The organism is Massilia genomosp. 1 (assembly GCF_011682185.1).
Lineage (GTDB): Bacteria > Pseudomonadota > Gammaproteobacteria > Burkholderiales > Burkholderiaceae_D > Telluria_A > Telluria_A rubra.
The window spans coordinates 40,530-53,041 of the sequence record NZ_WHJF01000046.1 but is presented as its reverse complement, the minus strand read 5'-3'; the positions used below and the strand labels follow the sequence as shown (position 1 = coordinate 53,041).

General features: G+C 61.1%; 14 protein-coding genes. 12 read left to right on the top strand and 2 right to left on the bottom strand.

Annotated elements, in window-relative coordinates; genetic code table 11:
* Window positions 1-87: 87 nt before the first annotated feature.
* Together F1735_RS17910 and F1735_RS17905 are read right to left on the bottom strand one after the other, a co-directional pair.
* Entirely contained in the window at window positions 88-741 is a 654-nt protein-coding gene (locus tag F1735_RS17910; protein WP_167238201.1) for a RimK-like ATPgrasp N-terminal domain-containing protein, read from the bottom strand.
* A gap of 6 nt (window positions 742-747) precedes the next feature.
* Entirely contained in the window at window positions 748-1,950 is a 1,203-nt protein-coding gene (locus tag F1735_RS17905; RefSeq protein ID WP_167238200.1) for a GNAT family N-acetyltransferase/peptidase C39 family protein, read from the bottom strand.
* A gap of 237 nt (window positions 1,951-2,187) precedes the next feature.
* On the opposite strand from F1735_RS17905, the gene F1735_RS17900 reads away from it, so the two are divergent.
* The 12 genes from F1735_RS17900 to F1735_RS17850 all read left to right on the top strand — a co-directional run bounded on the left by F1735_RS17900 (window position 2,188) and on the right by F1735_RS17850 (window position 12,500).
* On the top strand, window positions 2,188-2,499 hold the full coding sequence (locus F1735_RS17900) for a hypothetical protein (protein WP_167238199.1): 312 nt from the start codon (window positions 2,188-2,190) through the stop codon (window positions 2,497-2,499).
* Window positions 2,496-3,134, top strand: coding sequence for a nucleotide-binding protein (locus F1735_RS17895; RefSeq protein ID WP_167238198.1), 639 nt, complete (start codon window positions 2,496-2,498; stop codon window positions 3,132-3,134). The genes F1735_RS17900 and F1735_RS17895 overlap by 4 nt, the downstream gene beginning before the upstream one ends.
* 253 nt (window positions 3,135-3,387) lie before the next feature.
* Window positions 3,388-4,005, top strand: a complete 618-nt coding sequence (locus F1735_RS17890; RefSeq protein WP_167238197.1) for a GNAT family N-acetyltransferase — start codon at window positions 3,388-3,390, stop codon at window positions 4,003-4,005.
* A 264-nt stretch (window positions 4,006-4,269) separates the two neighbouring features.
* Window positions 4,270-5,316 (top strand): carbon-nitrogen hydrolase family protein, encoded by a 1,047-nt coding sequence (locus F1735_RS17885; RefSeq protein WP_167238196.1) that lies wholly within the window; start codon window positions 4,270-4,272, stop codon window positions 5,314-5,316.
* Window positions 5,313-6,104, top strand: a complete 792-nt coding sequence (locus tag F1735_RS17880; protein ID WP_167238195.1) for an ABC transporter permease — start codon at window positions 5,313-5,315, stop codon at window positions 6,102-6,104. Before F1735_RS17885 ends, F1735_RS17880 begins: the two co-directional genes overlap by 4 nt.
* Window positions 6,088-7,101, top strand: a complete 1,014-nt coding sequence (locus F1735_RS35730) for an ATP-binding cassette domain-containing protein (RefSeq protein ID WP_222853016.1) — start codon at window positions 6,088-6,090, stop codon at window positions 7,099-7,101. The genes F1735_RS17880 and F1735_RS35730 overlap by 17 nt, the downstream gene beginning before the upstream one ends.
* Before the next feature lie 143 nt (window positions 7,102-7,244).
* Window positions 7,245-8,456, top strand: a complete 1,212-nt coding sequence (locus F1735_RS17875; protein WP_222853015.1) for a coproporphyrinogen-III oxidase family protein — start codon at window positions 7,245-7,247, stop codon at window positions 8,454-8,456.
* Between the two features lie 21 nt (window positions 8,457-8,477).
* A complete protein-coding gene (locus F1735_RS17870) occupies window positions 8,478-9,185 on the top strand; it encodes a class I SAM-dependent methyltransferase (protein WP_167238193.1) in 708 nt (235 codons plus the stop codon).
* Complete coding sequence (locus tag F1735_RS17865) at window positions 9,182-9,364, top strand: hypothetical protein (RefSeq protein ID WP_166884153.1); 183 nt, start codon at window positions 9,182-9,184, stop codon at window positions 9,362-9,364. The genes F1735_RS17870 and F1735_RS17865 overlap by 4 nt, the downstream gene beginning before the upstream one ends.
* 9 nt (window positions 9,365-9,373) lie before the next feature.
* Window positions 9,374-10,240 (top strand): carbon-nitrogen hydrolase family protein, encoded by an 867-nt coding sequence (locus F1735_RS17860; protein ID WP_167238192.1) that lies wholly within the window; start codon window positions 9,374-9,376, stop codon window positions 10,238-10,240.
* An 11-nt stretch (window positions 10,241-10,251) separates the two neighbouring features.
* Window positions 10,252-11,775: a B12-binding domain-containing radical SAM protein gene (locus F1735_RS17855; protein WP_167238191.1), complete on the top strand. Its 1,524-nt coding sequence runs from the start codon at window positions 10,252-10,254 to the stop codon at window positions 11,773-11,775.
* Window positions 11,772-12,500, top strand: a complete 729-nt coding sequence (locus F1735_RS17850) for a DNA alkylation repair protein (protein ID WP_167238190.1) — start codon at window positions 11,772-11,774, stop codon at window positions 12,498-12,500. The genes F1735_RS17855 and F1735_RS17850 overlap by 4 nt, the downstream gene beginning before the upstream one ends.
* Window positions 12,501-12,512: the final 12 nt, after the last annotated feature.

Genomic DNA, 12,512 nt, shown 5'->3' with positions numbered 1-12,512 from the left:
CCGCTCCCGGAAACGATGTCAAAAGTACAGCACAAGAACGAACCCTAAAAACCCCACTACAACGCTCAAGATCACGACATACTTTGTTCAAAAACACACCCGACAAGTAGTCTGACACAGGGGGGTACTCACATTGTGTACCCGGATGGCGCCTATCTTCCAGTCCTCGTCGCGTTGGAACTCGACCCGCATCAGCGGAGTGGGAAAGGTGTCGAAGATCTGGCGCGCCAGATCGGCGAGCGGGGTATATTCGGTGGTGCCGAAATAGATATCCATGGAAAATTCGACAGGCATGGGACGCTTGCCCGTATGTTCCAGCGACTGGTTCAGCGCATAGTCCAGCTCGTCCGTGTCGAGTCCGTAGATCGCTTTGCGCGACAAGTCGTTGATGGTTTTTACCGATGGCAGCACGGCTTGGCCGCGGGCCTCGGCCAGTAGCGAGCAGTAATAGCCGACCGACAAATATTTGTAACTTCGGCACAGATTGACGACGGTCGTTTGCGGCGCGCCGCTGTGGTCCGTGGACCCCAGGTACTGCGCCGCTGTTACAACTTTGTACGGAGTCGCCGTATCGGGCCAATCCTTGAGCTGTTCGACGACAATGATCAGGCGCGATGCCGTGCTGCGCGAGCCGAGGGAAGCGAGGCGCGCAGCGGCGGGAGGTTCCTTCGGCTCGTCGTCGGTGGGAGCTGCTAACAGTGTCATTGCAGGGCGTGATAATTTGGTGCGCATGGTTTCCATGATGTGTCAAAAGGTGGGTTGAGCGGTCGCGAGACCGTAGGTGGAACTGCTGGAGCGGGGATATATCACCACCACCGCCTTGGTGGCGTTACGGCCATAGCGCGCCATGCGCTCGAAGTCTTTCTTCAGAATCGCCATGTTGATGCGCTCGTCCGCCGCCCGTCCGCTGGCATTGTCGGGATCGTGGATGAAAAAATAGCGTTCGTCGCATCCGGTGAGCACCACCCAGTGCGGCGCACGCTCGCGCGTGAGCCTGTAGGTCGAAATCAGTACCAGCGGAATGCCGCCATTAACATAGCAACGGGTCAGTTCGTCCGTGCCGGCAACACCGTGGTGAACCGCAATGCCGGCCTCGCGCACCTGGCGCACGAAATCGTCGTGCACCAGGGTGATGACGTCGCGCTTTTCTTCGCTGCGCACCGACTCGCGGAACAGGACCCCATCGCCATTGACGTAGATCTCGCTCGGGTAGCCGCGCCGGTGCGCCGCCAGGGCCAGCCCATAGGGTCCGCAGCCGCCGTGGCCGGCCGTCATGAAAATCGTGGTGGCCTCGCGCCAGAGCTGCAGTTCGAGCGTACGATCGAGCACCAGGGCATGGTCGAACGCCTTCATGGCCATCATCAGGCACGAAGCGCCGCAGGTAAAACCCAGGGTCTGGCGGTAATAGGTGGTCCGGGCCAGCTCGGGACGCAGGCGCGCGGTCAGCGATTTTTCGAAGCGCAGTGCGTCCATGCCATCGTCGTAGTAAGCGCCATGTTCGCCGAACACGGCATACCCATGGCCAAGAAAGAGCCGCTGCGACGCCAGGTTGTCCTTGCGGATCTCCAGGCGCATTGCCACGCAGTTGTGCGCCAGTGCCAGTTCTTCGGCGGCGCGCAGCAGTGCCGTGCCGACACCCTGGCCCAGCCAGTCGGGCGCTGTGGCGATCGAGTACACGCGCGCCAGCGACACGTCGGCCCGAAACAACAGGGTAAGGTAGCCGCGCGCCTGTCCGCCGGCGTCGTCGATCAAGGTCACGGAGTTGCCTTCGGTAAGCAAATGGCGAAAGCTACGGCGGCTGAGCCGGTCTGAATCGAAACTGGCCTCTTCGATGGCCAGCAAGGTTGCGATGTCTTCCGTGCAGGCCTGCCGGATCCGGCTCGATGCGACTTTGCGCTGCACGCCCGCCGCCTTGCGTTGCGTGTCCTGCTGATCAACGACAGCACTCATGTTGGCCTCCTCCTTGTGATTGGCTTGTTGGCTGCGGCAATCGTACACAGCGTCATATAAAAACGGCATCAAGAACACTGCTCAATGCGTAAACAAAGCGTAAACAGCGCCTCGGCGTGGAAGGCGCCAGTGCGTTTTTATGCTGCGTTTACAGCCGGCGGGAAACTTTTTAGGCCATCTTTACGGCTTGCTTGATACGCTGCTTGCAGTCAATCACCTATCACTGGCGGAGGCATCATGAACTCGTTTGCAACCCTGTATCCCTCATCCCGGCGCATCCCCGTCCGATCGGCGGCGGCCATGCACACCTGTACCATCCGTATGTCGGTCGATGCGCAATCGGTCACGACCTTGCGTCAGCTGGCCATGCGGGTTTGCGGCGACGCGCTGGAATTCATGCGCATCGCTATCTGCGCCGGCGGCGCCCACATCGAAGTCTGGCTGTGCGTGCGCCAGTCCTGTGTCAAGGTGCTCAGCGAAACCATTGCGCGCCAATTACCCGGCGCCCGGTTCAAGCAAGCTCCGCATCAAGCGCAGGCGGCGGCATGATCGTCGCCATTGCAAGTATCCAGGGGCAAGCCCTCAAAGCGCTGCTGGCGGCAAATCTGGCGGTGTTGCGGGCCCGTAGCGGGCGCACGATCTGCATGATCGATGTCGATCCGCGCCGCAGCGCTTATCGCTGGAGTTGCGAGCGCAGCGCAGCCGGCCACGGTCCATCCGTTCCCGCCCGCACCCTTGGCGCGCGTTCGCTGGCGCGCGAGATTGAAGACTTGAGCGCCGGCTTCAGCGACTTGCTGATCAATACAGGCGAGGTGGAAACCCAGGAAGCCCGTTCGGCGCTCATCGCCGCGCGCGTCGTGCTGGTGCCGGTGCAGGTCGGGAAAGTCGATCTCGATTCGCAATACCCGCTCATTGCGCGGCTCAATTCGGCCCGCATGTTCAATCCATCCTTGAAGGTGCTGTTCGTGATCGTATCGGACGGGTCGGCTCCGTCGCCGCAGCAGCTGGCGGCGGTGCGCCTGTATGTCGCCCACGTCATGTCGGCGAGCCTTGCGACGACGGTGCTGCATGCACCGTGCAGCCATGAGGACGGCCAGGGGCGCTGCGCGAGCGACGTGCAAACATGCGATCCGGACGCTGCCGCCGAACTGCATGCCTTGTATCGCGAAGTCTACACGCACTGAGCGCGACGTCGCACGCTCCCTCATTCCATCGCTTGCTTCCGATTATGAATTCTTTCACCAAAGCCCTGGCCATGAACGATCATCCCCCTTGTCGTTGGCATCGTCGAACCGTCCGAAGGAGGGCTTGCGGCAAGAGGCCGCCGGCAGGGCAGCATGGGCATATGAGGTATACGCTTTTCTGGATCACGCTCATTGCCGCGATCGCCGTGCTGGTGTTCCATATCGTGCAAGCCATCATCGCCGAAGGTGTTGCATGAATGGCGGCAAGGGCGAGCCGCTTGTGCTAACCGGCAAGCGGGTCAGGCTACGCTTGATCGAAGAGCGCGATGCGCCTGCGTTGTTCGATCTCTACTCGGACCAGGACGTCATGCGCTACTGGAACCACGCGCCATGGACAAGGCCGGAGCAGGCCGACAGGGCGGTTGAAGAAGCCCGCTCCGAGCATGCGAGCGGCATCAGTGTGCATTATGTCATCGAGCATTTGTCCACAAAAAAAGTCATTGGCAGCTGCGCCCTGTACGCAGTCGAACAGAAAACCCGCTGTGCGGCGCTCGGATACCTGCTGGCCAAGTCGTGCTGGGGCCAGGGCTACCTGTCGGAAGCGATGCAGCGCTTTCTTGATTACGCATTCATGCAACTGACACTTGCCAGTATCCATGCCGATATCCATTCCGGCAATGCCGCCTCTGCTACGGCGTTGCTCAGGCTCGGGTTTCGGCACGACCGGGACAGGCGCGCCAGTTGGATTGTCGGCGGCGCACAATGCGCCATCGCCTCGTATCGCCTCACGCGGCGCGACTGGCTCGAGAGTGCAGCCCATGCCACCGCGCACACAGCTGCGCCGCTTGATCAAGACCAGGCACAAGCTTAGCTGAGTCTTCTCTGAATGCGCGGACCTCGGCATCGGGTCAGTACGCCCGCCAGTTGCCTGGCCTTGCCCGACACAAGGTAGTGCAGCGGGTTGCCGGGCGTTCATTCACTGTATGGAAGCGGCGCCGGGGGGGGTAAGTATCAGGCTGTTACATGTTGCCACAGAGTACGCTCGATTGCCCGATTCGCATACAGATCCGTCAATTGGCGTCGCGGCAAAATGTAGCGCCGCCACCCCGATTTTTTAGAAACCCTACTACAACACTTGGCCATCGAAATATTTTTAGAACTGGCAAGATTTTTATGGTCTAATATTTACAAAGAGACATTCAAAGAACAGGTACACGTTTCCACGGCGATGCCTGTCGCGGATGTGCTGGACCGTCTATTCAATTTGCCGGAGATCTTATGCATTGTGTATTCACATACTTCATGCCAGGATGCAGCCATGAATAGGATTCGGGGAATATTCTCCGGGCCGGCGGTCAAAGTCGCGGTGATCCAGCTATGCATACTTCATAACCAACCGGACAAGAACCTGGACGCTGCGGTCAAGCTGATCCAGGAAGCCAAACTGGCCTCGCCCGACATCGTCTGCCTGCCCGCCGCATTCGCCACCGGCTTGAACTTCCCCTCCCTGAAACGCGACGCGCAAACGATCGACGGTCCTATCGTCAGCACCCTGCGGGCGCTGGCGGCCTCGCTCGGCATCGCCCTGGTGTTCGGCTTGCTCGAACGCGACGGCAACGATATTTACGATGCGGCCGTGTATCTGGACGAATCCGGCACAATTGCCGGACGGTATAGGAGAAACAGTATCTGGGATGGCGAGCGCGATTATGTTTCGCGCGGCGATCCGGCCCCGCTTATCGCTAGCAAGCATGGCAGGATCGGATTATTGGTCAGTTATGACGTGCGTTTCCCAGAGGCATCAAGGGGGTATTTCACAGAGAATGTCGATATCATTATCTGTGTCGCCAGCCTGTTCAATATTTATGGCTTTGCAGTTGAATCTTTATGCCGGGCCAGGGCCGCCGACAATGCCTGCTATTTCGTCTTCTGCAGTTGTGTTGGCGAAAATGGTTTTGCCATGTTGGAATATATGGGGGGCAGCCTGGTCGCCGATGGAACGGTCATGAAAGTCGATGAGAACCGCGAACTCGACTTGCTCGCCCGCGCAGGGCAACGGCAGCAAATCGTGCAGGCCGAGCTCTTGATCCGCCGCAAAAACAAGATCGGCAAGGAGCTTCCCTACAAAGCCGACTATCTCGACAACTGGCAGCGGCCTGCGCACGGGGAATTGCAGGCATGAACGATCTCGCGCCAAGCCGCGCCCTGTCGTGCCGCCTATGGCTGATCGACCTGTACCGCCAGATCTATTGGGACATGGTGCAGTTCTTCCGCTATCGCCTGATTGTCGTCTCCACCATGCTCACCTCGGTCTCCATGGTGCTGTCCTTCGGCTTCGGCACCTCGCACGTGCAAGCCATGGGGCAGGGCGGATCGAGCTATTTCGCCTTTGCCCTGCCCGGCATCGTGGGAGTCGGCATCATGTTCAGCTGCACCTACACCATCGGCTACGCCTTCATCGTCGACCACAACCGCCGCGCGATGGAAGATATCGTCCTCTCGCCGCTGTCGTATGGCGGCTTCCTGCTCGGTCGCCTGATCGGGATGATGCTCAAATGCTCGCTGCAGTTCATGGCGGTCTTGCTGCTGGCGTCCTGGATGTTCGGGGTCCACGTGGGCTTGCCGTGGCGCCTGCTGCTCGGCTTTGTCAGCGCCTGCCTGTTCTTCGGGGGCTTCGGCATCGTTGTGGCCTGCTTTACCAACGAAGTCTCGTTCGCCAGCGTGGTCAACCTGGTGCTGATACCGCTGACCTATATGTGCGGCGTGTTCTTCCCGCTCGAAAACTTCGGCTCGGCCCAATCGCTGATCGCGTGGCTGCCGCTCTCGGCCCAGGTCGATGTGCTGCGCTCGGCCATTTCGGGGGCGGCCGCCACCAGTTTCGCCCACAGCGCCGGCTTGTCGCTGGTGTATGCCGTGCTCATGATGGGAGGGGCGCTGTATGTTTTCAAGCACCGTGTCACCCGCCGCTAGCCTGCCCGCCGCCGTCCCGGCAGCGGGCCTGGCGCCGGTGCTGGAGGTGTGCGGCTTGCGCGCGGCGATCAACCAGCGCTTCGCCATCGCGGACGTCAACTTTACCCTGGGCCGCGGCGAGACCATCGCCATCATCGGGCGCAACGGTTCGGGAAAATCGTCGCTGCTGCGTTTGCTGTCCGGCCTGGCAAGTCCGGATGCGGGAACGGTGCGCATCGCCGGCCATGCCAGCACCGACTGGAACAAGACCGCCCGTCATCTGGGACTGGTGCAGCAATCGAAGGAGATGCCGGCCCATACCACGGTCGGCGAGTATGTCTTGCAGCAGATCGACCTGCGCCGCGCGCGCCGCGACAGCGCACCACGCTTGCTGGCCATGGCGGGCCTGAGCGATTTTCTGAAGCACGATGTGGCGGCTTTGTCAGGCGGCAACCGGCGCAAGCTGCACATCCTGTGCGCGCTGGCGCATGGTCCCGACCTGCTGTTGGCCGACGAGCCTTGCGCCGGCCTCGATGCGCAGTTCCAGAGCGAGGTGATCGACTATTTGAACGAGCTCAAACAGCAACTGGGCATGAGCATGGTGATCGCCACCCATCAGCTGGAAGAGGTCGAGGCGCTGGCCGACCTGGTCGGCGTGATGGCGGGCGGGCGCCTGCTGCGCCTCGAACGGTGCAAGCGGGAGCACCGCGCGGACGGCCCCGCGAGCGACACATTGGCGCTCGACTTCGCCGACCGCACGCTGGTGGCGCAGCAATGGACCCGCCTGGCCAGCCTGTTGCACGCGCTGCCTTACGTGGTCGATGCCACGCGCGAGGGCGAACGGGTGGCGCTACGCTGCCGCAGCGGCGACGCGGCGCTGCTGGCGCGGACGGTCGGGGCGCTTGCCGAGCACGAAATTCATCTTCGCAACATCAAGTGGGCCGAGCCCGGAATGAAGGAATTGATTCAGGGGCGTGGCATGGGCGATCGCTGGCAGCAAGCGGTGCGGTCGGAATAGTGGACGGTCGTGTAGCAAACAACGAGGAGAGACCTGTGATCAGCAATAACCGGGATTTGCCGTTTTGGAAAGAATATCCAGAGCGGGACAGCGAATGGGTTCGGCAATATCCGACCAAGCACGTTGCGGTTTCCGAAGAAGATGTGTTTCGCAAAGAGCCGATGGGCTTTTATGTCCATATCCCGTTTTGCAACCGGCTCTGTTTCAGCTGCCCCTACATCAAGCACCAGACCGACAAGAGCGTGACCCAGCGCTACGTCGATGCCTTGAAAAAGGAAATGTCGAACTATGCCGCGCGGCCGTATGTGAAAGAGCATCAGTTGACGGTCGGCTACATCGGCGGCGGCACCCCGACCGCCCTCAGCACCGAGCAACTGGTCGACTTGCTGACCCATATGAAGGCCGAGTTCGACATGAAGCCAGGCATGGAAATTTCCACCGAATCGACCCCGCTCGATATCTCGGAACAAAAGGCCAGCGCCCTGCTCGAACATGGCGTGAACCGCATCAGCCTGGGCGTGCAAACCTTCATCGACCAGGAACTCGAAGACCTGGGCAGGGCCGGCAACGCGGCCATGATCATCGATGCGATCAAGATGTTGCAACGGATCGGCGTGCCGCGCATCAATATCGACCTGATGCATGGCCTGAACGGGCAAACCATGGAAAGCTGGCATCAAAGCCTGCAGACCGCGGTCGACCTGGGCGTCTCCAGCGTGTCCTTCTATACCTATATGGAGTTCGCCCAGATCAGCACCAAGCGGCGCAAGTTGCCGCCCGTGCCGCCGCGCGAAACGGTCGACGAGATGTTCATCTATGCCGCCCAATTCCTGACCAGGAATGGCTACGAAGGCTACTTCGGCGACTGCTTCGCCTTGCCGGGCCAGCGCCCGGCCTACGGCAGCGTCACCTGGACCGAGGAATTCCCGATCATCCCGATGGGTCCCACGGCGACCGGGCACTTGAAGGATTACTGGTATTTCAACGAACCGAGCATCGAGCTGTATATCGAGGCCGTCAATGCCGGCCGCCTGCCGATCGCCATGGGCAAGCAGATCAGCGCGGAAGAATCGCTGCGCCGCGCCGTGATGCTGGGCATCAAATCGTCGCGCCTGGACCGCCAGCGCTTTCGCGAACTGCACGGGGTCGATTTCGCCCACCTGTTCCCGGAAGAAATCGCCGACCTGCAAGCGAAGGGCCTGGTGCGCCTGACCGACGAGGCTATGGAAGTGGTGGGGCCGAAGGGCTGGTACTACATGGACAATATTTCCAAGGCTTTCTATTCGAAGGAATTCCGGCGCTACCCGCAACACCTGGGCGCCAATATTTCTCCCTTCATCATCAAGGCCGCCTGATCCCACAAGGAGCACACCAACATGATCAATGCAACCCTCTTTGATTTGGAAAACCGTGTCCCGCAGGTCAAGCCCTTTTCATCGATCGACGACGTCCGCAGCTACGACCTGGGCATGCGCAAGTCCGCGCTGGTGGCCTACCTGAAGCCGGCCAAGCGCATCCTGAGCTACTGCAATGACAGCAACCGCGACCTGTTCGAGGTGGGCACCGGCACCGGCCTGCTGTCGCTGTATGTGGGGGGCAAGCGGCCCGAGCACATCATCTCGAGCGTCGAAGAAAACGTGACCTTGCTGGAGGTGGCGGAAGAAAACCTGAGCCTGAGCGTCTGGTGTACCGCGCCGAGCAATATCGAGTTCGAGCTGTGCAAACTGCACAAGTTTCCCTTTGCGAATGCGAGCGCCGATATCGTCTACTCGTTTTCTTCCATGCATTTGTGGAAAAAGCCGGTCGAGACCCTCAAGGAGATCAGCCGCATCTGCAAGCCGGGCGGCGTGGTGCTCCTGTTCGACACCAACCGCCATGCGGAAGAAGGGCATATCACTTTCGTGCTGCAATTCGTCAAGGAAGGTGCGAACGAGTTCATGGATTCGCTGCGCGCTTCCTACAGCCCGCGCGAGGTCAAGGACTTGCTGGCCCAGGCCGGGCTGGCCGAGTGGCGCGTGTATGAGGACGAACTGGGCCTGGTAGTGTCCTCGGTGGTGCTGGACGACCTGGAGGAGTGCCCATGAACGACCGCGCCCCGACCGTGGAGCAAGCCATCGTCGCTTGCTTCGAGAAAGTCCTGGCGGCGTTCGGATCGAGCTTCGCCCTGATGTACTTCGGACCGGAATGGTTCTACACCGATGACGACGGGCGCGACCCGCCGCCGCCTGTGGCCCCCGTTCCGCACGACAACCGCCTACACTGAGACCGCCCTATGAAAGTCGGAATCGTCCAGCTGGACTGCAAGATCAATCGCAGCGACAGCAATATGCGCCGCGCCGAGCGCTATATCGAACAGGCCATCGAGGCCGGGGTCGACCTCGTTTGCTTGCCTGAAGCCTTCCTTACCTCGGGCAATATCCTGGAAGTGGCCGACGTCGCCGTGCTCATCCCGGGCGCGGTCACCGAGGCCCTGGGGGCGCTGGCGCGCAAGGGGGGCATCAGCATCATCGCCGGCCTGCTCGAAAAGGAGGGCGAGGCCTACTACAGCACCGCCGTCCTGATCGGGCCCGACGGCGCCATCGCCGCCAGTTACCGGCGCGTCCACTGCTTCGAGATGGAACGCAAGTACCTCGCCTGCGGCGACCAGTTCGCCTGCATCGATACCCCGCACGGACGCATCGGCCTGATCCTCGGCTACGACCTGAACTTCCCGGAAACCTGCCGCGCCCTGTATCAGGAAAAGGTGGACATCATCTTTTGCCCGGCCCTGATCCCGGAGCAGTTCTCGTACGTGACCAACCAGCTCCTGACCACGCGCGCCATCGAGAACCAGTGCTTCATCGTGTTCGTCTCCGGGGTCGGCACGAATGTGTACGCGGGCTTTAACTACATGGGCGAGAGTTGCGTCGTGGCCGATCCCCTGTTTCTCGAAGATGAGCTGTTCGACTTCGTCGACGGCGGCGAAACGCTGCTCAGGTTCAATCAGGACGAGCAATTCCAGGTCATCGACCTGGACGTCGGGCGCCTGCAGCGCTACCGGGAAACCCGTTCCCTGATCGGCGATACCCAGCCCGACGTCTATCTGAACAGTTGGCAAGGCATCCATCGCCGCGCGGCGCATTCCGGCAGTAACTCCTAACCAGGCCCATCATGCGAATTCTCTTGATCTCAACCAACAAGATCCGTGTTCCGCGGCCTGCGCTCCCGATCGGGGTCGCCTACATCAGCGCGGCCCTCAAGGCGGCCGGCCACGAAGTCCACATGCTCGACTTGCTGTGGGAGCCGCGCGAACTGAAGGCGGTGCTCTCGACCTTGCAGGAAATCAAGCCCGACGTGGTGGGCATCGCCATCCGCAACCTCGACAACCTGACCTTCATCGATCCGGTGTTCTTCGGCCCGATCACGCACAAGATCGTACAGTGCGTGCGCAAGTACTCGACTGCCTACGTGGTCATGGGCGGCAGCGGCTTTTCGGTCGAGCCGAAAGACATGTTCCAGTACGCGCGCCCCGATTTCGGCATCGCCGGGGAGGGCGAGGATGCGATTGTCGAATTGCTGGACTATCTGCAGACCGGCAAAGGCAGCTTGAGCACCATCTCCGGGCTGTGCTACATCGATCCGGCCACCGGCTACTTCCACCAGAACCCGACCCTGGGCAAGGTCAATGTCAAGCTGCTCGTACCCGACCGCAGCATCTACGATCCGCGCTACTTCGAGGAAACGGTGGCCGCCGCCACCGACCTGACCCGCGACTACCAGCCAGCCATCGAAACCCTGCAAACCAAGCGCGGCTGCAAGCTGCATTGCTCGTACTGCATCATCAAGAAGACCGAGGGACGCGGCAACCGCTTCAAGGACCCGCGCGAAGTGGTGGAAGAAATCCGCATGGCGATGCTGACCAACCCGATGGTGCGCGAATTCGAGATCGTCGACGCCACCTTCAACTATCCGCTCGACTATGCGATGGAAGTGTGCGAAGAAATCGTGCGCGCCGAGCTGAACGTGCCCTGGTACTGCCAGCTGACCCCGAATGCGGTTACGCCCGAGTTCGTCGACCTGCTGGAACGGGCCGGCTGCATCCGGGTCGACCTGGGCACCGATTCGTTCTCGGACGCCGCGCTGGAACAGTTGATGAAGGGCTTCGACATGGCCAAGGTGGTCGAAGTCGACCAGCTTTTGCAGAAAAGCAAGGTTGAATTCACCCATTGCGTGTTCCTCGGCGGCCCCGGCGAGGGGTCGCGCGAATTGCGCGAATCGGTGCTGGCCCCGACCAAGTACCTCAAGCCGAACCAGATCTACGCCAACCTGGGCATCCGCATCCTCAGCGACACCAAGCTGCAGCGCATCGCCGTGAAGAATGGCTTGATCGAAGAAGACCACAATATGTTCATCCCCACCTTCTATGTCGAGCCGGAGTTGCTGGAAGACCCGGGCACCCTCACTTTTGTCCGCGATATGTACTTGCAAAACAAGAACTGGTATCTGTGGTGGGGCTTGAAGGGTCAGGATCTGTACCAGCGCAGCAGGGAAACCATCAAGCGCGTGGACGACATGCACAAGGAATACCGGCATGCGATGCAGGGCGTCGAGCCGCTGGTCCTGCCGCCGGTCAAGGCGCCGATCGCGACCCAGGTGCGCTTCATGCCGATGCCGCAGCAGGCGCCGGCGGCATGAGGCACGCGGCCATCATCGCCGGGCTGGAAGGCGCACTGCAGGCGAACGCCTCGGCCGAGCTGGCGCTCTCCTTGCAGCGCTACTTTCCCGAGCCGATCCGCCTGCTCGGCGTATCGAACACCGAGGTGGTGAAAATCGCCGCCCGGGCGTTCGCGCGCCATCCTGCACTGTCGGCGGACGAGTGGCTGGCGCTGGCCGAGCATTTCGCGCAGTCGCACGGGTATCACGAGCACTTCATCCTGGCCTCGGCGCTGGTGGCGAAAGTGGCGCCCGGCCTGGACGACGAAGGGCGGCTGCTGGAGCGCTTGCAGGCCTGGCTGGAGACCGACGTGAGCAACTGGGCGCAATGCGACGACCTGTGCATCAAGCCGCTCTACATCTACCTCAAGCGCCGTCCGCACTTGCTGGAACGGATTTACGCCTGGGGCCAGTCCGACAGTCCGTGGTGCCGCCGGGCGTCCAACGTGGCCCTGGTCAAGTTTGTCGGCCGCAGCGAGAATTTCGATCTTGAACAGATGTTCGCCAACTGCAAGCGCTTGCTGGCCGATGGCGACCCGTATGTGCAAAAAGGGATCGGCTGGATGCTGAAGGTGGCCAGCCAGTACGAATTGCAGCCGGTACTGGCCTTCGTGCGCAAGCACTTGTCGCTGATGGAGCGCCCGACCCTGCGCTATGCCATCGAAAAGCTGCCGGCCGAGATGCGGCGCACCTTCACCCAAGCTTGATCAGTTACAGGA

Bases quoted from the DNA above. Each gene is read 5' to 3' on its own strand.
- F1735_RS17910 (WP_167238201.1), bottom strand. From the start codon at position 741: ATGGAAACCATGCGCACCAAATTATCACGCCCTGCAATGACACTGTTA.
- F1735_RS17905 (WP_167238200.1), bottom strand. From the start codon at position 1,950: ATGAGTGCTGTCGTTGATCAGCAGGACACGCAACGCAAGGCGGCGGGC.
- F1735_RS17900 (WP_167238199.1), top strand. From the start codon at position 2,188: ATGAACTCGTTTGCAACCCTGTATCCCTCATCCCGGCGCATCCCCGTC.
- F1735_RS17895 (WP_167238198.1), top strand. From the start codon at position 2,496: ATGATCGTCGCCATTGCAAGTATCCAGGGGCAAGCCCTCAAAGCGCTG.
- F1735_RS17890 (WP_167238197.1), top strand. From the start codon at position 3,388: ATGAATGGCGGCAAGGGCGAGCCGCTTGTGCTAACCGGCAAGCGGGTC.
- F1735_RS17880 (WP_167238195.1), top strand. From the start codon at position 5,313: ATGAACGATCTCGCGCCAAGCCGCGCCCTGTCGTGCCGCCTATGGCTG.
- F1735_RS17870 (WP_167238193.1), top strand. From the start codon at position 8,478: ATGATCAATGCAACCCTCTTTGATTTGGAAAACCGTGTCCCGCAGGTC.
- F1735_RS17865 (WP_166884153.1), top strand. From the start codon at position 9,182: ATGAACGACCGCGCCCCGACCGTGGAGCAAGCCATCGTCGCTTGCTTC.
- F1735_RS17860 (WP_167238192.1), top strand. From the start codon at position 9,374: ATGAAAGTCGGAATCGTCCAGCTGGACTGCAAGATCAATCGCAGCGAC.
- F1735_RS17855 (WP_167238191.1), top strand. From the start codon at position 10,252: ATGCGAATTCTCTTGATCTCAACCAACAAGATCCGTGTTCCGCGGCCT.
- F1735_RS17850 (WP_167238190.1), top strand. From the start codon at position 11,772: ATGAGGCACGCGGCCATCATCGCCGGGCTGGAAGGCGCACTGCAGGCG.